This is a genomic window from Paenibacillus urinalis, assembly GCF_028747985.1.
GTDB classification, from domain to species: Bacteria; Bacillota; Bacilli; order Paenibacillales; family Paenibacillaceae; genus Paenibacillus; species Paenibacillus urinalis.
On record NZ_CP118108.1, the window covers coordinates 1,510,304 to 1,529,021 of the forward strand.

Annotated in this window: 28 protein-coding genes and 1 pseudogene; 23 read left to right on the forward strand and 6 right to left on the reverse strand. The window is 42.5% G+C overall.

Annotation, left to right across the window (positions count from 1 at the left end):
* Positions 1-71 precede the first annotated feature (71 nt).
* Positions 72-1,295: an IS110 family RNA-guided transposase gene (locus tag PUW25_RS06880; RefSeq protein ID WP_047910133.1), complete on the reverse strand. Its 1,224-nt coding sequence runs from the start codon at positions 1,293-1,295 to the stop codon at positions 72-74.
* A 564-nt stretch (positions 1,296-1,859) separates the two neighbouring features.
* On the opposite strand from PUW25_RS06880, the gene PUW25_RS27485 reads away from it, so the two are divergent.
* From PUW25_RS27485 to PUW25_RS06950, 14 genes are all read left to right on the forward strand, one after another.
* Complete coding sequence (locus tag PUW25_RS27485; RefSeq protein WP_420799978.1) at positions 1,860-1,979, forward strand: hypothetical protein; 120 nt, start codon at positions 1,860-1,862, stop codon at positions 1,977-1,979.
* A 231-nt stretch (positions 1,980-2,210) separates the two neighbouring features.
* On the forward strand, positions 2,211-2,558 hold the full coding sequence (locus tag PUW25_RS06890; protein ID WP_047910132.1) for a cupin domain-containing protein: 348 nt from the start codon (positions 2,211-2,213) through the stop codon (positions 2,556-2,558).
* A gap of 132 nt (positions 2,559-2,690) precedes the next feature.
* A complete protein-coding gene (locus PUW25_RS06895) occupies positions 2,691-3,242 on the forward strand; it encodes a GNAT family N-acetyltransferase (RefSeq protein ID WP_052511710.1) in 552 nt (183 codons plus the stop codon).
* 169 nt (positions 3,243-3,411) lie between these two features.
* Positions 3,412-4,194 (forward strand): MBL fold metallo-hydrolase, encoded by a 783-nt coding sequence (locus tag PUW25_RS06900; RefSeq protein ID WP_047910130.1) that lies wholly within the window; start codon positions 3,412-3,414, stop codon positions 4,192-4,194.
* Between the two features lie 195 nt (positions 4,195-4,389).
* Entirely contained in the window at positions 4,390-4,692 is a 303-nt protein-coding gene (locus tag PUW25_RS06905) for a hypothetical protein (RefSeq protein ID WP_047910129.1), read from the forward strand.
* Positions 4,693-5,201: 509 nt separating this feature from the next.
* A complete protein-coding gene (locus tag PUW25_RS06910; protein WP_274336834.1) occupies positions 5,202-5,588 on the forward strand; it encodes a hypothetical protein in 387 nt (128 codons plus the stop codon).
* Positions 5,566-5,838 carry a hypothetical protein gene (locus PUW25_RS06915; protein ID WP_047910126.1) on the forward strand — a complete coding sequence of 91 codons (273 nt, stop codon included), beginning with the start codon at positions 5,566-5,568 and terminating at the stop codon, positions 5,836-5,838. The genes PUW25_RS06910 and PUW25_RS06915 overlap by 23 nt, the downstream gene beginning before the upstream one ends.
* Before the next feature lie 144 nt (positions 5,839-5,982).
* Positions 5,983-6,483 carry a YcxB family protein gene (locus PUW25_RS06920; protein ID WP_047910125.1) on the forward strand — a complete coding sequence of 167 codons (501 nt, stop codon included), beginning with the start codon at positions 5,983-5,985 and terminating at the stop codon, positions 6,481-6,483.
* A gap of 156 nt (positions 6,484-6,639) precedes the next feature.
* Entirely contained in the window at positions 6,640-7,041 is a 402-nt protein-coding gene (locus PUW25_RS06925) for an RDD family protein (RefSeq protein ID WP_047910124.1), read from the forward strand.
* A gap of 127 nt (positions 7,042-7,168) precedes the next feature.
* Positions 7,169-7,615: a YhfM domain-containing protein gene (locus tag PUW25_RS06930; RefSeq protein WP_274336835.1), complete on the forward strand. Its 447-nt coding sequence runs from the start codon at positions 7,169-7,171 to the stop codon at positions 7,613-7,615.
* A gap of 25 nt (positions 7,616-7,640) precedes the next feature.
* Positions 7,641-7,961, forward strand: a complete 321-nt coding sequence (locus PUW25_RS06935) for a hypothetical protein (protein WP_047910122.1) — start codon at positions 7,641-7,643, stop codon at positions 7,959-7,961.
* A 96-nt stretch (positions 7,962-8,057) separates the two neighbouring features.
* Positions 8,058-8,558, forward strand: coding sequence for an NUDIX domain-containing protein (locus PUW25_RS06940; protein ID WP_081872171.1), 501 nt, complete (start codon positions 8,058-8,060; stop codon positions 8,556-8,558).
* Positions 8,559-8,584: 26 nt separating this feature from the next.
* Positions 8,585-8,998, forward strand: coding sequence for a GNAT family N-acetyltransferase (locus PUW25_RS06945; protein WP_047910121.1), 414 nt, complete (start codon positions 8,585-8,587; stop codon positions 8,996-8,998).
* Positions 8,999-9,002: 4 nt separating this feature from the next.
* Positions 9,003-9,608: a hypothetical protein gene (locus tag PUW25_RS06950; protein ID WP_047910120.1), complete on the forward strand. Its 606-nt coding sequence runs from the start codon at positions 9,003-9,005 to the stop codon at positions 9,606-9,608.
* Positions 9,609-9,723: 115 nt separating this feature from the next.
* On the opposite strand, the gene PUW25_RS27425 is transcribed toward PUW25_RS06950, so the two are convergent.
* From PUW25_RS27425 to PUW25_RS06960, 3 genes are all read right to left on the reverse strand, one after another.
* Positions 9,724-9,858 (reverse strand): hypothetical protein, encoded by a 135-nt coding sequence (locus PUW25_RS27425; protein WP_338000045.1) that lies wholly within the window; start codon positions 9,856-9,858, stop codon positions 9,724-9,726.
* A 15-nt stretch (positions 9,859-9,873) separates the two neighbouring features.
* A complete protein-coding gene (locus tag PUW25_RS06955) occupies positions 9,874-10,980 on the reverse strand; it encodes a cytochrome P450 (RefSeq protein WP_338000046.1) in 1,107 nt (368 codons plus the stop codon).
* An 87-nt stretch (positions 10,981-11,067) separates the two neighbouring features.
* Positions 11,068-11,790, reverse strand: coding sequence for a metallophosphoesterase family protein (locus PUW25_RS06960; protein WP_338000047.1), 723 nt, complete (start codon positions 11,788-11,790; stop codon positions 11,068-11,070).
* A gap of 206 nt (positions 11,791-11,996) precedes the next feature.
* Between PUW25_RS06960 and PUW25_RS06965 the strand changes: the two genes are divergently transcribed.
* The 7 genes from PUW25_RS06965 to PUW25_RS06995 all read left to right on the forward strand — a co-directional run bounded on the left by PUW25_RS06965 (position 11,997) and on the right by PUW25_RS06995 (position 15,411).
* Positions 11,997-12,482, forward strand: a complete 486-nt coding sequence (locus tag PUW25_RS06965) for a DUF1572 family protein (protein WP_274336837.1) — start codon at positions 11,997-11,999, stop codon at positions 12,480-12,482.
* Positions 12,483-12,570: 88 nt separating this feature from the next.
* The gene (locus PUW25_RS06970; RefSeq protein ID WP_256209584.1) at positions 12,571-12,699 is read left to right on the forward strand and encodes a hypothetical protein; all 129 of its coding nucleotides are present in this window, start codon (positions 12,571-12,573) and stop codon (positions 12,697-12,699) included.
* Between the two features lie 152 nt (positions 12,700-12,851).
* Positions 12,852-13,232 (forward strand): nucleoside 2-deoxyribosyltransferase, encoded by a 381-nt coding sequence (locus tag PUW25_RS06975; RefSeq protein ID WP_274336838.1) that lies wholly within the window; start codon positions 12,852-12,854, stop codon positions 13,230-13,232.
* Positions 13,233-13,251: 19 nt separating this feature from the next.
* Positions 13,252-13,683 (forward strand): hypothetical protein, encoded by a 432-nt coding sequence (locus tag PUW25_RS06980; RefSeq protein ID WP_274336839.1) that lies wholly within the window; start codon positions 13,252-13,254, stop codon positions 13,681-13,683.
* Positions 13,684-13,723: 40 nt separating this feature from the next.
* Positions 13,724-14,317: an HAD family hydrolase gene (locus tag PUW25_RS06985; protein ID WP_274336840.1), complete on the forward strand. Its 594-nt coding sequence runs from the start codon at positions 13,724-13,726 to the stop codon at positions 14,315-14,317.
* Between the two features lie 154 nt (positions 14,318-14,471).
* On the forward strand, positions 14,472-15,011 hold the full coding sequence (locus tag PUW25_RS06990) for a hypothetical protein (RefSeq protein WP_274336841.1): 540 nt from the start codon (positions 14,472-14,474) through the stop codon (positions 15,009-15,011).
* A 52-nt stretch (positions 15,012-15,063) separates the two neighbouring features.
* The gene (locus PUW25_RS06995; RefSeq protein WP_274336842.1) at positions 15,064-15,411 is read left to right on the forward strand and encodes a hypothetical protein; all 348 of its coding nucleotides are present in this window, start codon (positions 15,064-15,066) and stop codon (positions 15,409-15,411) included.
* A gap of 60 nt (positions 15,412-15,471) precedes the next feature.
* Here the strand turns inward: PUW25_RS06995 and PUW25_RS07000 are convergent.
* Together PUW25_RS07000 and PUW25_RS07005 are read right to left on the reverse strand one after the other, a co-directional pair.
* Positions 15,472-16,704: pseudogene (locus PUW25_RS07000) on the reverse strand (RtcB family protein).
* Positions 16,705-16,813: 109 nt separating this feature from the next.
* Positions 16,814-17,473, reverse strand: coding sequence for a pentapeptide repeat-containing protein (locus tag PUW25_RS07005; RefSeq protein WP_274336843.1), 660 nt, complete (start codon positions 17,471-17,473; stop codon positions 16,814-16,816).
* A gap of 258 nt (positions 17,474-17,731) precedes the next feature.
* Between PUW25_RS07005 and PUW25_RS07010 the strand changes: the two genes are divergently transcribed.
* Together PUW25_RS07010 and PUW25_RS07015 are read left to right on the forward strand one after the other, a co-directional pair.
* Positions 17,732-17,923, forward strand: a complete 192-nt coding sequence (locus PUW25_RS07010; protein ID WP_274336844.1) for a hypothetical protein — start codon at positions 17,732-17,734, stop codon at positions 17,921-17,923.
* A gap of 192 nt (positions 17,924-18,115) precedes the next feature.
* Positions 18,116-18,664 (forward strand): hypothetical protein, encoded by a 549-nt coding sequence (locus PUW25_RS07015; protein WP_274336845.1) that lies wholly within the window; start codon positions 18,116-18,118, stop codon positions 18,662-18,664.
* Positions 18,665-18,718 lie beyond the last annotated feature (54 nt).

An 18,718-nucleotide genomic window follows, 5' to 3' on the forward strand; every position in this document is an offset into this window, starting at 1 on the left:
AGACAATACGAAACTAGGCGCAGCTTGCAAGATTTTTAAAAAGGCTGCGTCGCTTGGTTTGAGCAGGTTAATTAGGATACTTCAGATGTGGCCAGGGTTACGGTAAATCCAAGGTTTTCTAGCTTTCGAACGGTTTGTTTGACGATCGCATCTTGGTGTCGTTTCTCAAAATAATCGGAGCCTAAGTCTTTATAATCTTCTTGCCTGGTTAGTAAATGGTAAGCAATGGTCATGATGGAATGGGCTACAGCAACAGCTGCGCGGTGCCTTCCTTTGCGAGCTGCAATTCGCCTGTACTGGGCACCGAGATAATTATCAGATCCCCGTATGGAATGAGAAGCTTCGATGAGTGCGGATCGGAGATATTTGTTGCCTTTACGTGTTTTGGAGGACTTGCGTTTGCCTGCACTTTCATTGTGACCTGGAACAAGACCAACCCATGAGCATAAATGGGCTGAACTCGGGAAACGAGAAGCAATGTCCGTGCCAATCTCGGCGAGGATTTGTTCTGTCGTTCGGGCTGCGATTCCCGGAATGCTATCCAGTCGATCCAGGTCTTTTTGGAAAGGGGCGAGCCGTTTGGCTACCTCCATATCCAGCTCTATGATTTGTTCGTTCAGGAAGTCGATATGGGTAAGCATGGTTTTTAACATCATCCGCTGATGTGAACTCATGTTGCCCTTCAGCGCGAGCTCGAGTTCTTCTTTCTTTCTCTTCATGGATCTGCGTGCAAAGCCAGCCAGTGTCTCCGGATCGGTTTCACCATTAACCATGGCTTCAAGCATGTCCCGGCTCGAGAGCCCCATAATGTCTGAGACGACAGAAGCGAGCTTGATATTGGCACCTTCCAAAACTTTTTGCACACGGTTATGTTCACGAGAACGTTCTTGAATCAGACTCCGACGATAGCGAACAAGTTCTCTCATTTCACGTTGGTTACGATCGGGAATATAGCTAGGTTTAAGCAGACCATGCCGAAGTAGATTGCAAATCCATTCCGCATCTTTCACGTCGGTTTTCCGTCCGGGAACTGCTTTTATGTGCTGTGCGTTGACGACTAGGAATTCGATATCTTCGGCTTCCAGCAGGTTCACGATGGGTTTCCAAAACACACCGGTGCTCTCCATGGCCACATGAGTGCAGCGGTGGTTCTTAATCCAATCGATGAGTTCTAAGATAAAGACCGTGTGGGTACGGAAGGTTTTAATCTCCTTTCCTTCAGGTGTAATGATGCATGCAGTAATGTTCTTCTTGTGAACATCCAAACCGCATGCTCGTTCGATGAGAACATCCATGACAATCACCTTTCTACGGCAAAGTGAAATTGGGGGCTGGTGCAACAACCAAAAAGGGTTAATCTACCCTGCGTGCTTCCTAAACAGGAGCGACATTCAATGGTGCACCGAGGTCGCTGGGGTCAGACTAACGGAAGGGTTCAGGACACCATAGTTTATCGACCTCCCTCGCCAGCCGTAAGAATAGTATAGAACGTATCCATAAAATTTTCATTATTCTGTGGTGCCCCGGGAGGGGCATGGGTGGCTAACGGGAAACGTTAGTTTAAAAACAGTATAGAGCAGATTGCCGATTGGCAGCTGCTCTTTTTCATTAAGCAAACTGGCAGTTTGGTTGAGCACGAAATTTAGGAAGGACTTGTAAATCTCTTGGAGAAAATAGTATTTACTTGAGAGAGTGGGGTGCTTATATGGAACTAACGTATGACGAATTTCTAATAAGAGACAGACAAATTGGTTTTGCACGTATCATTACTGATTGGGCAACGGTTTATTAATTTATGTGATGTTTTCATAAATGAATAATATAGAGGTAGGGGACTAGGGAAGAAATTAATTGAAGTTATAACCGAAGAATTTGAAGGTATGATGGGCTTACTCGGTACGTTAGACGGTCATGGGCTTTACGAAAAGTATGGATTTATGAGAAATACTGAACGTTTTATGAATAGAAGAACTCGCTAACTGATCACAAAGCGGGAGCGCGGAATCAAGACTCTGATTGAACTAAAGGACATTATCTTGAATGTAACCTGATAGAGCATTCGCCAGCGTCTCCTGTATTCAGCAGGAATAATCTAACAGGAAACGTAAATTCAATGAATAGAGAAAACAATCCCTATAAATTGGCTGCTCAATTCTAAGTCATCCATATAATATACAACATCACATTCGTAGAAAAAGGGGTCTTAAGAAATGAAAGAAGGACATTTTGAAAAGATTAATTTATATGACATTACTAAGGAGATATCCGAATATAGAAACTGGATTGTGAATGAAGTAAATGATCATGTCCTACGTATTGCGGTTATTAATGGTGAATATCATTGGCATAAGCATGAAGATTGTGATGAGTTGTTCATGGTTCTTGAAGGAGAACTTTTGATTGATTTGGAAGATAGGACGATATCACTCAAACCTGGAGAAGTTTTCACTATTCCACGTAATGTTATGCATCGTACTAGGTCTAATGAAAGAACGGTTAATTTATGTTTTGAAAAATCCTCTAACGATATATCTGGCAAAACAGCAGAAAGTCTATAATACGAATGGGCAGGTTAATTATATTAGAACTCTCCCCATAATCAAGAATTACTTTTGATATAATCGTTAGGTACTTATTTTATTGATTTTGCTACAAGACTTAAAAAAACAATTGGAAGGATGATCACACTCTTGATTACAGGAAGAAAAGTCCAGCTACGCCCTGTTTCGTTAGAGGATTTTAAAAGGACGTTCGAATGGCGAAACGATGAAGAATTTGCGAAAATGAGTGCAGGCACGGACTTATTCCGATATAGTCATGTTACCTTGGACCAGATTGAGTCCACGTATGAAAAGGAAATTAGAACACTTGATCGACGGGAAAAAGGTGAATTTTCCATTTATACGCAGGAGGAAGATCCAAAGCATATTGGTTTCATTGTCTACCGTGAAATGAATATTGTTGCACGGCGGTGCACGATTGGAATGGGAATTGGCGATAAAGAGTATTGGAGCAAAGGATTTGGATCTGATGCTCTTAAGACACTGATCCATTATTTATTTCAAACGATGAACTTAAACCGTGTGCAGCTTGATACTTGGAGTGGAAACGAGCGAGCTATTCGTTCCTATGAAAAATGCGGTTTCGTTGTCGAGGGACGGATGCGGAACCATTCTTTTGTAGATGGAAAGTACTATGATACTGTTGTGCTGGGGTTATTGAAAGAGGAATTTCAATACTGAAGAGATTTATTTATGAGATAGATTTCACGAAGGCAGCTGGCGAAAAGGATGGATGCCTTTGTTCATCTAATGGCAAACGTTAGTTAAATCAGTCAGGAGCAGTTGCCAGTTGGTAGCTGTTCTTTTTACATTAAGTACGGGTGTTTATTTTTATAAGGAGGCTTCTACGATGATTAAGGATGAATGGTTTACAGTACAGAGCATTGACAATCGTACCTATGCAATCAGTGAATACGGACATTGGGAGAAGGTGCATTCTTTTCTATTATTGGGGGAAGAGCGGGCCGCACTGATTGATACAGGTCTTGGCATCGATAATATGAGGAGAGTAACCGACCAGTTGACGACTTTACCTCTGGATGTCATTACAACACATGTCCATGCAGATCATATTGGAAGTCATGGGGAATTTGAACGAATCTACGTCCATCCCGCCGATGAAGACTGGTTAATAAACGGAATTCAAGGCTTAACCATCGAGCAGATTAGAAAGGATATGAGCAGAAACATTACACTCCCCACACCATCTGCCTTTAATCCGAGTACATATAGACCCTTTCAAGGACAGCCATCAGGTCTGTTAGAAGATGGGGATATCATCGAGCTAGGTAACAGAAAAATAGTCATATATCATACGCCAGGTCATTCTCCAGGTCACATCTCTGTATTTGATGAGGCTAACGGGTATTTGTTTACCGGTGATCTGCTCTATGATGAGACCCCTGTATATGCTTTTTACCCTTCAACAAGCCCAGTTGATTTAGTTCAATCCTTAGAACGAATTGCAGAGATTCCAGGTGTCAAGATGGTGTATGGTTCTCATAATACATTAGGACTTGACCCTAGCATTTTAGAGGAAGTAAAGAGAGCGACAACGTACATGAAAGAGAACGATCTTGTTAAATTCGGAACCGGGGTACATCATTTTGGACGTTTTAGTGTGCAGTTCTAAAGAGGAGGGGCCAACATTTCTACTGCAAATCAACTCACCCCACATAAGAAATATGTTATCTTCGCCTGTCTTGCCTTAATTATCCTTGGCCTTGTCCTGTATCATCGCGGGACTCCGTTTGAGCGGACATTCGATAGCGTAATATATTCCACAGAAGATTCATATAAGCAGAATACAACGATACATATAGAAGGTGTGCGGTATAAACGGCTCTCCGGCGAGCATCGAATTGTCGGCAGTGTCACAGTAGATCAGGATTTGACATATCCCATCACGGCAGACCTGGATGGTACGGATTATATTCATCACATAGTGCAATGGGGTGAAGACAAAGTGCCACGGACGGCAGGGGCCATTCATATTTCGAAGGATTTCAGCACGATATGGATTAAATCCGATGATTTTGATACCAAATACAGTATAATGGATGGATATGCATTTGGGCCCACTGAAGCTTGGGAAAAGCTCAAAAGTACAATGCCAAGTGATCGAAAGTAACAAGGGTACCAAGGAAAGGGGATTAAGTTGAGTATTATTATTTCGATTATAGGGTTGATTATTACTTTTTTTATCATTAAGCTGGCAATTGATGATTCCAAGAACACCAAATATAACAAGCTCATCTTAAGAGAATTAAGAGAGATGAATGAATATCTGAGAAAAAGAGATGAAGAATTGCGAGCACCTCGTCAGGACTCTATAGACCAATGATCAAATAAGAAATGGTCTATTCATTTCTACATATTTCCCTTTTAAGTGCTAGTGCAGGTATACTCTTGCTTGGATCAATTATGCCTAAGAGCTGTAAGCTCATGCTGAATTCTTATTGTCGGTGTTGGTGGTGACACTAATCCTCAATAACTCGGTGTGAGCTTTTTTATATAGGTTACTAAATTCAGAACTGACGTACCAATAGTTGAAAGAGCGATGTTTCTTGAAAGAAAGCAACTTTTCTAAATTTTATTGCGTTAATTTTTATAGATAGGATTAAAAGGGGGATGATCATTATGTACAAGTCCATACCCATTATTTTCATCTTTGTTTTTCTTCTCATCATGACAGCTTGTACAAGCAACGCAACCGACTCGGCATCACAGCACGAACAAAGTGAAGTTAATTCGGATCAGCATAGTAAAACAGTTTTGCATGCTCAGGAACTATTGCCTTTTTTTGAAAAGAATCAGCTTGTTAATGACTCCGATGTGATTATCTTTGGAACGGTCCTTTCTCAGGAAGTACAAAAAGATTTTAAAGGACATCCTGCCACGGATACTTTCATTCAGGTGGAAACGGTATATAAGGGAGAGCCTGCTGAAACGGTAGAAGTGCGGGCAAGTGGCGGGGAGACTGATGATATGATTTACGTAGTGAATGAAGGACCCCCTTACGTTTGACATCGGAGAAGAAGTCGTTGTATTTCTGAGTCATAATAAAGGATCTTTACCGGATAAAGATTACTTTGGATATTATGTAGTCGGACTAACCCAAGGAAAATTCAGTGTCGATACTCAGTCAAATGGGATCATTGAAAATGGTACGGGAACGTACAGTTTCAACTTTAACAATCTTCAAAATGAAATTGATGATCTTGAAGAATATAACAAAACACATGATGTTTCAAGAGTGATTCTGCCGGAAGGGTAAGAAAATGGTATTTAATATAGAACAATATCCGTCTTATTTGCTTGCTTTCATACGAAATAATATAGATTTACTGGACAAAAAATTTAACGATATCTATAATCTTAACTATGTTTTTACGCTTCAATGACAAGAGGAGTACTGTAGATGAAGATGAGTATAGATTTTACAAAGGACGATTATTGGAAGCTGAATAAGTATGTGATGTTCCATATGCCACAATTTAAGAATATGATCCTCCTGGTCATGATCCTATTGCCAATCCTGATGTGCGCTGCATTAAAAGTGCTCGGCAGATCTTGGGAGGTCTCGATTATACTAGGTCTGCTTATTGGGATACTTGCGGATCTCTATGTTGTTTTTTCTGTGAAGCTAAAGGTGCAGCGACATGTGAAGACGAACAAAGGCCTGATCGGTGAGCATACGATTGAAGTAAATGAACAGGGCTTTACCGAAACAACCTCGATTAACCAAACGAATTACCCATGGAGCAAGGTAGCGCATCTTCGTGAAGATCCTCAATACTTCTATGTGTTTGTGAATGATTCGCAGGGCATTGGTGTTCCGAAAAGAGGATTTGCTAACACTGCGCAGCAAACGGAATTTAGACAATTAGTGGAGAAGTACGCCAACCGTCGTTGGGGTTAACAATGATCACTCCATCATTTTGAGAAAAGCTCATCTGACCCAGATGATGCTTTTTTTATTTAAACGAAACTTATCCCCCTGTCGCATCGTTATTGTAAATTAAGAATGATCATTCTGAATACAATCTTAGAAGATGCTTACGAATGGAGTGATGGCATGGTAAACGAACCGGCTGGGTTTTGGATTCGCTTTGGAGCTATTTTGCTAGATGCAATTATTGTGGGTATTCCTTTGGCATTTGTGACCTCTTTCATTGTTGGGAACGTAGAAGAGAATTGGCTGAATGATACGGTTAGCTTTCTGTATTCCTTGCTTCTGCCTGTATTTTGGAGAGGGTATACCATAGGGAAATACATTTGCGGAATTAAGATTCGCAAGGTATCGGACAAAGGACCTCCCGGGATTGGCACGATGCTGCTGCGAGACGTTGTTGCCGGTCTGGTTTATGCAATTACGTTTGGAATCGGAACGATTGTCAGTGCACTGATGGTAGCGATCCGAGAGGATAAGCGCTCCCTTCATGATTTTATTGCAGGAACCGAAGTCGTACGCAACTAAAAAAAGGGATAGCTCAAAACGCTGCGGGTTTCGTACGAAGAACTCTAGAAGCGGGTTGAGCTTTTTTTTCGCAACTCTCCTCATATAGCAAGCGTCTATACTATATCATCATCGGGAGGGCAGAATTTTGAAGATTAGGAAATGGCTTGTGCTATGTACAATGAGTCTTGTCATATTTATCGCGGCAGGATGTACAGAGGAGAAGAAAAAAATTGAGAGTGATATTGTTAATGAAGGGGCTGTATCCATTCAATTGGAGAGTATAGATTCCTATTTCAGTCCTGGAGACAAACCTTTTACCTTACAAACCATAGTGGACAGGGACGAAGTAGAGCAATTTGTTCAGGCGATTAACCAGGCGCAGGAAAGGCTCGGGATGCTCGATTATAGTCCCATGTTTGAAATGAACATTACTTATTCCGACGGCACATCAGAACTTTATCATCTGAATGTCGTCAATGGAGAAGTAGCAAGAGGACTGCTCGTTAGACTTGGAGAACAGTATGCTGCTTATGAAATTCCGGAAGATGCTTATGCAGAACTAGCAAGACTAATCTATAATGAAATAGAATGATACCACATCGAGGAGCGAAGTCACCATGAATAAACTAATCAAAGTGAAAACAAATCGAGCGAGGAATGTCATCTTTGCCGTCCTATTGCTGTTACTTATTCTAGCTTATACCTGCCCAACACAAGAAGATTATTATGCTTGGCTGCATGAGGAACACGGTATTTCATGTGATCAATATAATTACGTGGATGGACTTGGCTGTGTGAAAGACGGACAAATGGTCCTCCGTTCAGGGTCTACTTTTAGCGGTATGATCTTCAACAAGCGTGAGATGAAATATAAGCTCTTAGAAGATGGTACGGTGTATAAAGTAAATACAGTAGGATTTATTAATACTTTCTTCTAGGGTTCGATGCTTGCTATGCCGACGTAGATGCTCTATTTGCCTATTTCAGCCGTGATGAAGTAATTAGCAGATCTAACAATGAAAGAGGGATGATCTATGGAAGTTCGGCAGATGGCAACAGCGTACCTGTTTAACGAGGATAAAGTGCTCATGCTAAAAAGATTAGGAAGCCGGCTTCCTGATGATGCCTTCTGGACCGGACTTGGTGGCCATCTCGAACCGGAGGAGCTGTCTCATCCCAAAGAGGCGTGTATTCGTGAAGTGTATGAGGAGTCCGGCATCAAGAGCGAGGATATCATAGATTTAGAGCTGAAGTATATTTTACATCGAATCAAGAATAGTGAGATACGTCTCCAGTATGTGTACTTTGGTAAAACGGATATGGTAGATCTAGCAGCTTGTGATGAAGGAGAGCTGATCTGGGTACCGAAAAAGGAACTGCTTAACCTCACCATGTCCAGAATTAATAGCTTCATGCTGGAGCACTACCTCACCAGTCCTTCCAGTCAGCACATTATGGTGGGAACGATTACCCTAAATAAGCTGGGAAAACCCCTAATGCAATGGTCGGAACTGAAGGACCCCCTCATATTTTAGGATTAGCGAAAAAGGAGGAGGCAGTTATGGATTCTGTTGTAGTTCCTATTTTAATTAATAATTCGATTCAAGATCATGAAGTGCCTGATTTGCGGCAGTCTGTCGGATGGGACAGGAGAGAGCAGGATTATCCGATTTTGTTCGAGCGATGTTTGTTATGGGGAAGTGCACGAGATATGAACGGAAGGCTTATTGGATTTGGTTATATTACCGGGACAGGACTCGAGCATGGTTATATGGAGGATATCATGATCCATCCGGAATATCAGAGACAGGGCCTGGGCAAGCAGTTGGTTCAGGCGTTGCTGCATGCGGCAGAGGCTGCACGAATACCTATAGTAACTGTAACTTTTGCAGATCAGCATGAATTATTTTACATAGAGAGTGGATTTAAGCGATGTAGAGGAGGCGTATGGAGATCAAGGGGAGAGGAGCGTTAGCTCCATGAAAAACAGAGCGAGATTAGATGGAAGAAAGAGAAGGTTTAGAATTCTATTCATCATCGGTTTACTGATTTTTCTAGGGTATGTGCTTGCTGTCATTGCAGGGATCTTCTCATTTCAGTCACAGACCCATGAAAGTATGGGTGAAACAGCACCGAATGAACCTGTGAAAATGTATGTTCTAAACGGAAGCGGAGATCTGTGGAATATCCAGGACTATACTATTCTAATCGGAGCAGGACAGATTATGCGTGGAAAAGCAAAGCTGTCTTATATGGGAGATTCCAAAGATCTTCAAAATATTCGTCATATTGATGTAAGCTTCTACGAACAGATGGACAAGGACAGCAGGGAAAGTGTATATGGCTGGTCAGCCGAAGCAATAGGAGTGGCATCTGCATCACTAAGCAGTATTGAAGATAATGTGAAAGAGATGGGTACTAATACTGGGAGTTATTCTTACGATGAACTGAAAAAGAATGCAGACACCTATGAATCGACTTCTGCAGTAATTACATGGGAAGATCTTAAAGGACAATCCTATTCAGATACAGTGGAGCTATCGATTGCCCATTCTGCTGAAATCGTTGGCCTTGCTGAGGAGTAGTTAGGAACAGAACTGGCTTCACAGATATAAAAAATAAAAGATGGACGTAGAGGTTCACGTCCATCTTTTATTTTTTATTAAACGCATTGCATTCAATTTATAGTTACATAATCCCCTACACAGCCTTTACGTTGATCATGACGATGCGGCTGTGCGGCAGAGAGGGCATCTCATGAAAGCTGAAGCTCAAATCCTGCTGAGGGATATCATACTCCATCTTGTTCGCAAGATAATCGAGACTCTCCTTCATGATTTCGATCGTGATTCATTCACCGGCACAGCGGTGTCCTGTATAGTGATCTCCGCCGCCTTGCGGAATGAAATTGAATGGACTTCTATTCCAATCATGGAAGCGATCCGGTCTGAACTTCTCAGGATTATCCCACAGATCCGGGTGATGGTTCGTACCGTACAGATCAAGGAGGGTTAGAACACCCTTCTCAAATTCATACCCTTGCCAAGTAAAATCCTTGGTTGGACGTGCAGGCAGGAACGGGAAGAAGGGATAGAAACGGCGTACCTCCTGCACAAAATTCTGAAGATAGTCTTCTTCTGCCGTCGCCAGCTTCTTGCGCTCCTCAGGCTGCTGAATGACCGCCAGTGCCGTGAAGCAGATATAAATAGCGATCGCGACGATCGGGCGCAGGATGTTGATGATTTCTACGGCAGCCGTTTGTGAATCGAGAAGCTCTCCCTTCAGATCACGGTGCATGGCGAACGTGTGGAGTGTGCTCTGTTCGGGTGCTTCTATTTCACCTGTACGGACTTGCTCAACCAGGCCACTAATCCATTTCTCCGCCTTAGAGCGGGCGTTCTTCCCCTTCATGTGCTTGATACCGATTGCAGCGGTGGCTTCAATCATGGCGCCAAACCAGGCTGCTTTTTCTTGTGCTTCCGCTTCTCGCAAAGGCACGCCTGCCCACTCGCAGGCAGCCCGGCACAGGAGCTCCTGTGCCTCCTTATAGAGCTGCACCTTCGGCATAGTCTCCCACCGCTGAGCCGCAAGGGCCCAATGCTTGCGAGTGATCGTCCGCATTTGGGCAAGGGCTTCAGTGGACATCACAGACATGAACATGTTTTTGCGATGATGATGTTCTTCTCCGTCCAAGGTTTGAACGCCGCCCTCACCAAAAAGAGTGTTAATGACCCGCTTCGGTGCAGCGCCAATTCTTTCAAATTTATCATTATCATAAAACAGCTTGGCAGCTTCTTCTCCCCGCATACAGATCGCGCGTTCACCAAGAAGACGTGTTTCAAAAATATCCGATTGGAACCCGATTGTACGATTCGTTATGTATAGGTAGCCTTCACGCAGCACACTTAAGCTGTGATCCAGGCCTTCCTCCTTAGGCAAGAGCTTCTTTTCTTCCACCTGCATCCACCTCCTAATTAAGGATCAAAATGAGACTTACATCATTTTAGTACCCTTATACGGTAGGATTAAACAAGACAGATAGCTTTATGTACTGGCAGGCAGTTTAGTTCCCTTATAGACAGCATAGGTCTTATACGTTCCATCTTCCGCAATTTCAAGACAGTTCAGCTGTTTGCCATACGCGCACGCTCCGTCAATACCGATCTTGTCCTTCTGGAACCACACTCCGGGGGATTCATGCAGATGCACCGTCGGCGTATGTCCGAATACGACCGGCTTATCTAGACTGGTGGGCTGATCATGAAAAAGATCGCGTATCCATATAAAATCATCCTCCGGCTGCTCTCTAAAATCCGCATAGAATGGATTAATGCCTGCGTGGACGAACAAGTGGGTATCCGTTTCATAGTAATATGGCAAAGCTTGAATAAATTCCAGGTGATGAGGATAATGCTCCATAATATAAGTTTTTGCTTCTGCGTAGGCATTTTTGTTAAAGTAATGATCTTCGAAGTAGGAAGGACCCATATAGCTCTCGACCGTCTGGTACCCTCCGTTTTTCAGCCAGCGATCATCCTCCTGCAGCAGCATCGCCTCCAGGAACAGCTGATCGTGGTTCCCCCTTAGTGTAACGACACCATAATCCTGATGAAGCTGTATGATTTGGTTAAGTACTTCCTTGCTGTTCGGTCCGCGATCTACATAATCGCCGAGGAGTATGAGCTTGTCCTGCTCTGGTATGTAATTTGCTGTATGCAGCAATGCGTTAAATTCATCGTAGCAGCCATGAATATCACTGATGACCAAGGTTCGAATAGCAAGCTCTCCTTTCCTGATATATCTTATTCGTGCGGCCTATGATATTGCTAAAAGAAATTATATATCAAATAGAGGGAAATGGCGTTGTTTCTTATAACTAAAGATAAATATACTCAGCTCAGGAATGGACTGCAACAGGGGAGGATGCTATTATCTCTTGTAAATTCACCGATGAGCAGGAAAGGATGATCCAAATGGATATTCATTTGTTTAAAGAACTGCTATGTACAAAGCTCGATGATATCGAGAAAAGAACCTTGCATGTGCTTCATCAGTTGAATGATGATGAGGTGAACTATCGCTACAATGAAGCTTCCAACAGCATTGCCAACTTGGTTGTGCATATTAGCGGCAATATTGATGAACGCGTTCGTCGAGGCATTCGGGGATCCGATGTAACGAGAGACAGAGACGCCGAATTCGATGTGTTATACCGTACAAGAGATGAGCTTATCGAGATCACAAAGGAATCGTACCAAGATGTTAGACAGACCATTGAGCTAATGAGTGAAGAAGATTTGATGAAGACGCAAGTCATCCGGGATCAGGAACGGAGTAACATGGATATTCTGTTTGCTTGTGTGACGCATTTCTCGGAACATTTGGGGCAGATGCTGTACCTTGCCAAAATGCTCAAGGATCAGGATTTCATTACGGCATCCGTGCCAAAAAGAAAGTAGAATGGAATGAATTTCTGTTCTGTCTTCGTTTATAACTCTCTTCAAACGTTTATATATCTATCAAGATGAACAAAGGGAGAGACTTCATATGGCAGGAAACAGAGAACACCTAACCAAACGCAAAAAGAAAATCACCGTTGGAATCATTGTTGCTGTTCTATTGTTAGCTTCATTTTTGCTCTATTATTTTGGTAACTTTACCGCTGTAGATGTATAAGATAGTGATCTAGAATATAAGCTTCAGCTTGAATGCCCTCGCGTGTAAATGCGGGGGTTTTTGAGTTGTAGACAATCGTGTAGAATATAATAGAAAATCCAATATTTTCAATATAATCTAAAGGTTAGATATTAACGTATCAGGGGGAACTTATGAGATTCTATATTGCTTCGAGCTTTAGAAACATGGAGCATGTTCATTACACTGCTGAACAGCTTGTCTTGAGAGGTCATACACATACCTATGATTGGACCAGACATGGGAAAGCCACTACGCATGCAGAGCTCACCGCAATTGGAGAAGCGGAAATGGAAGGGGTCATTCGTTCCGATGTATTCATTATGATGATGCCTGCAGGCAAGGGAAGTCATATTGAGCTCGGTATTGCCCTGGGTACAGGAAAGGAAGTATGGATATACTCAGAATCAGAACATGTCTATGAACCGGAGCAGTCCAGTACATTCTATCATTTGCCTGAAGTGAACCGATTTGTAGGGACAATTGAGAATTTGATAGAATCCGTGTCCAAATAGGGGAGAGAGTAAAAATAAAATGAAGAAGAGGCTGCTTATTTCTGCGGGAGTGTTGTTGTTCCTTGCCGTCATTTACATCACATCCAGGTCTTTCTTTATAACAGAGCCTCCGGATCTGATTGGGCGCTTGGATGAGCAGGAGCTTCTCTTTCATAAAGGCTCGTATGTCTGGACGAGTGGGATAGCAGATGCACCGGAACCAACGGAAATAGCCAACCAATATGAGGGATATGAAGTGACTCCCAGCACAGACATGATTCTATCTTTCTCTATTCAGCCTTCGGAGTATTTGGTTTTACAAGTAACAGGTACGGAGCAGAGCGCAATTCCGGTAAAAGATAATACGATCCGAACCCCTTCTGAGCCAGGCACATATTTCATCGTGATCTACGGAGAATGGCCGGCTGGTACGGGTACTTATGTAGTCAAGCTTGAGGTGGACCCGAAGTAATTGAAGAGGACTAATCATATCTGGGAGGATGATCACCGCAATGAACCCTAAACCGCAGCTCGTGCTTGATGCCGGAGGCGTCATCACGGCTAATCTGTCGCCAAACTATTGGAATAAACTGATGTTATCAGATATAGTCTCTGGCAATAGTGTTGTTCGCAAATTTAAAGAAGAGCTCAGGGAGTCATTATGGTCTGGGCATGTTTCGGAAGCGGAATTCTACGTTTGGATAAGAAGGCAAATCAATAAAGTAGATCAAAGTGATGAGGTCATGAGGCGAATGCTGCAAACCCATTTGAGGCTATTGCCTACTGCGGAATGGGTAGCAAAATGGTCTGAAAAAGCAAACATACATATTCTAAGTAATCATAGACATGAATGGTTATCACCTGTATTGGCACCGCTCATGCCCTACATCACATCCTGTACCATTTCGAGTGAGGTTGGGATGTGTAAACCGGGTGCTGCTATCTACAACGCTTTGCACGGCAGGCTGGAGCATAGCGATGAGATTTATTTTGTTGATGATCAAGAGCGTAATCTGCTGCCTGCAAGAGAGATGGGATGGGAGACCATTTTGGCAGATTCGGCAGGACAGTGGACTAAGACTGTCAATGAACTATTGAAGTGCTGAGCCAGGAATCTTCCGCTTTCTAAATGAATACGGTAGTATGTGAGCTTGAACAACTTCTGATGTTTTTGCCGAGTTAGTGACTCTCTAGTCTGAGGATTGAAGCTGCTATGATCAACACTTTGAGGAAATAAAGTAGTTCAAAGGGGGAGTTTACTTGAATATAGAAAATGTGGATATAGAAATCAGCGAGCTGCACGAGCGTTTTATGGCATCCAATTTACCGCTGCGGTATACTCTTCAGGAAGCAGATCATCTATTGAAAAGTAAATATGGTGTTGTTGTTGTGAACCCTTTGGAAGTATCCGACCTGAAAAAAGACCCTCTAATCCACTACAATCATATCGTAAAAATCTATCATGTGAACGACAGTCAAATTCTATCGTCCATCTTTACTTCTCAAGAGCAAGAAATGATAAAAGAAATGCAGGCAATGCATACAACGGTCCCTTCTGAGGAGGATTCCTTGACGGGTGCAGAACGGCTGTGGAGAAAGATCAGGCAGGGCAGATTGCTTCGCATTATTATAGAAAGTGAAGATAAACAATACATTACCGGATTTACACTTCAGGGAATGAGCCAGCAGCTACTGCAGGAATTATACATATTAAGAGGACTCCGAGAAGAAGAATGCCATCTAGGTAATGAAAATTACGCAACCTACCTTAAGCTCCTTCATCAACGAGGCTATATTTAGCGTGGGTCTATGGTTGAAGAACGACTTTTGAGGAAGTCAAAGGAGAGTGTTGATGATAAAAAAACACATTTTTATTTCGTTGTTATTAATGATCTTACCAACTTTAGCAGGCTGCAGTTTGATTTCAACTCATGAACAGACACCGATCGAAATGGTGGCATTCAGTAGCCTTACACATGAAGAACAAGCTTTAATACCTGCCAGCCTGAAGGATTCAAGCGTAGAGAAAGTAAGAGTTAATGAGGAGAACGACTCCTATATGTATAGTAATGTAGGCAATGATCAAGTTTATGCTGTGACTTTCAATCATACCGGTACGAATACTTCGGGTGATCTTGTCGTCTATGTTGACTTGGATAAGGAAACTGTTGTTGGTAAAGGATTTACTAAGAATGAATAGATAGCCTCAAAAAAAGAAGCACTCGGTCACCAGCGATGGTAACCGAGTGCTTCTTTCAAATTAATTACTCGCTTTGAAATTGTACAGCGGCTTAATAATCTCTACAATCTCTAATGCATCTACCGTATTCTCCAGAATTTCTTCGATTGGTTTGTAGGCCATTGGGGCTTCATCCAGCGTAGCGGTGCTTACGGATGAGGTCCATACGCCGCGCATGGTGTCCTTGAAATCGTTCATATGCAAAATATCCTTGGCTCTGGATCGGCTCATCAGGCGGCCTGCACCATGGGGGGCGGAATGATTCCAATCAGGATTGCCTTTGCCAATGGCGATAATGGAACCGTCTCGCATATTGATCGGTATGATGACCTTTTCACCTGCTTTGGCTGAGATCGCGCCTTTGCGGATGATTTTGTCCTCTGGATTAATATAGTTATGAATGGTTGTGAATTTCTACAGTTGACGGTAATCCAAGTTCAAGAATTCTGCAATGGCCTTCGACATCCCTTGGCGGTTTAAGAGAGCGAACTCCTGTGCTGCGTACATGTCCGCTAAATATTCGTCAGCCCCAGCCCCTTCGAGGTACATAAGCGGTTTTGGAACCTGGTACACTTCCATGAGTGCTTTATACTTCTCGATAACGGCAGGGATCGCATCAAGATTGCCAGACTTTTTGAGCAGTCCGATCTCCTCGTTTTGCTGAAGAGTCAGGTCTTTCATGCGGTCTGTACAATAGAGCTCCGCTTTTTTCTGATGATATTTGGCGACTTGAAGTCCAAGATTGCGGCTTCCAGAATGGATCACCAGGATTTTGTTACCTGAAGAATCCTCATTAATTTCAATAAAATGATTGCCTCCGCCCAGACTTCCCACACTTCTTAGATGCTTCTCATAGACCGTACCTGTTTTGCTTGCAATGTTCTCTATTTTTTGCTCCAGTAGGGGCTTATGAATAGGGTGAGCGACTTTTTGGTGAATGGAATGACCATGAGGGACTTTATGACGTATAAAGCAATCCAGCTCTTCAAAATTGATATCGATCGGTCCGAGAGATGTAACTTCCATCCCGCAGCCAATATCCACACCGATGAGGTTAGGGACGACCCGTCCTGCAAGCTCAGCCGTAAATCCGATGACGCAGCCCTTTCCTGCATGGGTATCTGGCATGATGCGGATCTGTACACCTTCAAAGGCCTTCTGATTACACAGCTCAAGGACTTGAGCATAAGCCGTTTCATCGATCGTATCTGTAAAAATTTTAGCCGTGTTGTATTTTCCTATAGCTTCTATCATATGAATAACTCCTTTTCTTGCAAACGCGAAAAACCATGATTGTAATAATATAACATTGATCTATATCTGACAGGGATAAAAAACCGTTTAAATTATTTTTTCTGTGAAGTTATTCCTTAATGACGAGACCAAATATTTTGGAGAACAGAAGTGCCTGTGCCGGTGCAATAATGCAGCCATGCAAATCCTCCATGGTCACACCGAGGTTATAAAATTCCGTTTGGCTAAGATCAATGCCTTTTAGCTTCGCACCCGTGAACTGTGTACCGTCAATCATACAGCCGATGAGCTCAATGCCGGCAAATTCGGAATGATAGAAATCCGACTTGATGAGCGAGCACTCCTGAAATGAGATGTTTTTCATGTTGGCAAAACGAAACGTTGCATAATCTCCGGCGCATTCTTGAAAAGATACATTTCGCATAGTTGCGGCGGTAAGGTCAATCCCGATAATTTTGCAATGCGTAAACTGAACTCGATGCAGGACAGAGTCGCTGAAGTTCACATTGGATAAATCACAGTTCTTGAAGACGACATCTGTTAATTCTGCATGCAGAAGAGAGGTGCTGCTAAAGGTGATGTTCTCGAATACCATCTGATCAAATGTTACTTTCTCGGCGATGACATCCATGATCTCTTCCTCCTGACACATGGCCTGGCCATATTCAGCGCGATCCAGAATGGTGGAATCTGCAAGCTTAACCAATGAGAGCTGCTTAGGAAGCTTTGGTTTGGTGATTTTTATAGGTTTGGTTTCGGAATGGGACATGATATTCCTCCGTTCATTAAATAACTCAAGATACATACACATTGATTTTCATTGTATCAGAAATAGCAGCTTTAGCTGGTGAGTGACTGGCGTATCAGCTGAAATACGGGGTGAAGATTTGATTCAATCCAGTTATAATATGGGAACTGCCGTGTGGTTGAATCGATTGAATAAAATGAGAAAAAATGAAGTGCAGCCAGACTATACTTGTTCAAACTTGTTAGAGGTGCGTTCTTTGTTTATTTGAAGGGAGCTAACATGGTGATTATTCTCATCATTTTGTTTATTACTTTATTGGTTGCGCTATCGAATCGTTCCAGATTAAAAGACATGGAAGCCGATATGGAGGCAATCAAACGGAAGCTTAATATTGCGGATAAAGATACACCGCCCTCGGATGAAGAGATAGAAGCGGAACTGCAACAAATGCATGAAGAAGATCAGAAATAAACATCTAAATTATAGATTACGAAATTAATGGAAATGATTAAAAAGTTCTAAATATCTCGTTAAATGTGATGGTTTTTTGTCTAATACCTATACAAGCTTCATCTTCAGGCCTAAACATTCGAAGATTAGGTATGAGCTTGTTATAATAGAGGATAATATCACCCAAGCATATAAATGAGGGAGTTATGAACGATGAAACAACAATTACTGACAGAATCATGGAAAACAGCATATAAGATGGCGGCTTCCTTCTTTAAGTCAAATTGGTCTCTTCGTGACTATCCGATTGAAATTATAAATCAAGAAATTCAACCTGAGTCAGACTCCTACTCCAAAAAGTATCCTTGGGACGCCAGGGTACTCAATTGGTACTGGATGCGAGGGGAAGGGGATACGAAGGAGGAGGCCTGCGCGAATCTGCAACGAAATTTTGACGCCTATCTAGCGCGCGGTGGAGAGCTTCCCAGACCGGGAAGCAAGGCAGGCATCGTATATGCAAGCGTAGATCAGATTAATGAGCTGGAGCCGGAAGGCATTATTTTTTTCAAAGAGATCTTTGGCTTGGAATACTACGGCATGTTCATTTCAGATGATGCATCCATGTTTGATTTTTGTGACTCTAAATTTGCCCTTCTCAAAAAAATCACACGCATTCAAGAGAAGTATGGAATTACGGTCAGCGATGTAGAAGGACTTCGCATTGTGGGAATTCTTCAGCGCATGAAGGAAGCGGGGGTTTAGTTCCCGTGTAGACCGATTGCCAGCCAGAGCAGGTTAAGTAAGAGTTGCTTCCTA

What these genes read in the sequence shown, in the direction of transcription:
- PUW25_RS06920 (WP_047910125.1), top strand. Translation starts at nt 5,983, where the DNA reads ATGAAGATGAGTATAGATTTTACAAAGGACGATTATTGGAAGCTGAAT.
- PUW25_RS06995 (WP_274336842.1), top strand. Translation starts at nt 15,064, where the DNA reads ATGATAAAAAAACACATTTTTATTTCGTTGTTATTAATGATCTTACCA.
- PUW25_RS07015 (WP_274336845.1), top strand. Translation starts at nt 18,116, where the DNA reads ATGAAACAACAATTACTGACAGAATCATGGAAAACAGCATATAAGATG.
- PUW25_RS06915 (WP_047910126.1), top strand. Translation starts at nt 5,566, where the DNA reads ATGAAGGACCCCCTTACGTTTGACATCGGAGAAGAAGTCGTTGTATTT.
- PUW25_RS06985 (WP_274336840.1), top strand. Translation starts at nt 13,724, where the DNA reads ATGAACCCTAAACCGCAGCTCGTGCTTGATGCCGGAGGCGTCATCACG.
- PUW25_RS06940 (WP_081872171.1), top strand. Translation starts at nt 8,058, where the DNA reads ATGGAAGTTCGGCAGATGGCAACAGCGTACCTGTTTAACGAGGATAAA.
- PUW25_RS06965 (WP_274336837.1), top strand. Translation starts at nt 11,997, where the DNA reads ATGGATATTCATTTGTTTAAAGAACTGCTATGTACAAAGCTCGATGAT.
- PUW25_RS06890 (WP_047910132.1), top strand. Translation starts at nt 2,211, where the DNA reads ATGAAAGAAGGACATTTTGAAAAGATTAATTTATATGACATTACTAAG.
- PUW25_RS06925 (WP_047910124.1), top strand. Translation starts at nt 6,640, where the DNA reads ATGGTAAACGAACCGGCTGGGTTTTGGATTCGCTTTGGAGCTATTTTG.
- PUW25_RS06910 (WP_274336834.1), top strand. Translation starts at nt 5,202, where the DNA reads ATGTACAAGTCCATACCCATTATTTTCATCTTTGTTTTTCTTCTCATC.
- PUW25_RS07010 (WP_274336844.1), top strand. Translation starts at nt 17,732, where the DNA reads ATGGTGATTATTCTCATCATTTTGTTTATTACTTTATTGGTTGCGCTA.
- PUW25_RS06975 (WP_274336838.1), top strand. Translation starts at nt 12,852, where the DNA reads ATGAGATTCTATATTGCTTCGAGCTTTAGAAACATGGAGCATGTTCAT.
- PUW25_RS27425 (WP_338000045.1), bottom strand. Translation starts at nt 9,858, where the DNA reads ATGAAGGAGAGTCTCGATTATCTTGCGAACAAGATGGAGTATGATATC.
- PUW25_RS07005 (WP_274336843.1), bottom strand. Translation starts at nt 17,473, where the DNA reads ATGTCCCATTCCGAAACCAAACCTATAAAAATCACCAAACCAAAGCTT.
- PUW25_RS06950 (WP_047910120.1), top strand. Translation starts at nt 9,003, where the DNA reads ATGAAAAACAGAGCGAGATTAGATGGAAGAAAGAGAAGGTTTAGAATT.
- PUW25_RS06880 (WP_047910133.1), bottom strand. Translation starts at nt 1,295, where the DNA reads ATGGATGTTCTCATCGAACGAGCATGCGGTTTGGATGTTCACAAGAAG.
- PUW25_RS06945 (WP_047910121.1), top strand. Translation starts at nt 8,585, where the DNA reads ATGGATTCTGTTGTAGTTCCTATTTTAATTAATAATTCGATTCAAGAT.
- PUW25_RS06900 (WP_047910130.1), top strand. Translation starts at nt 3,412, where the DNA reads ATGATTAAGGATGAATGGTTTACAGTACAGAGCATTGACAATCGTACC.
- PUW25_RS06935 (WP_047910122.1), top strand. Translation starts at nt 7,641, where the DNA reads ATGAATAAACTAATCAAAGTGAAAACAAATCGAGCGAGGAATGTCATC.
- PUW25_RS06970 (WP_256209584.1), top strand. Translation starts at nt 12,571, where the DNA reads ATGGCAGGAAACAGAGAACACCTAACCAAACGCAAAAAGAAAATCACC.
- PUW25_RS06980 (WP_274336839.1), top strand. Translation starts at nt 13,252, where the DNA reads ATGAAGAAGAGGCTGCTTATTTCTGCGGGAGTGTTGTTGTTCCTTGCC.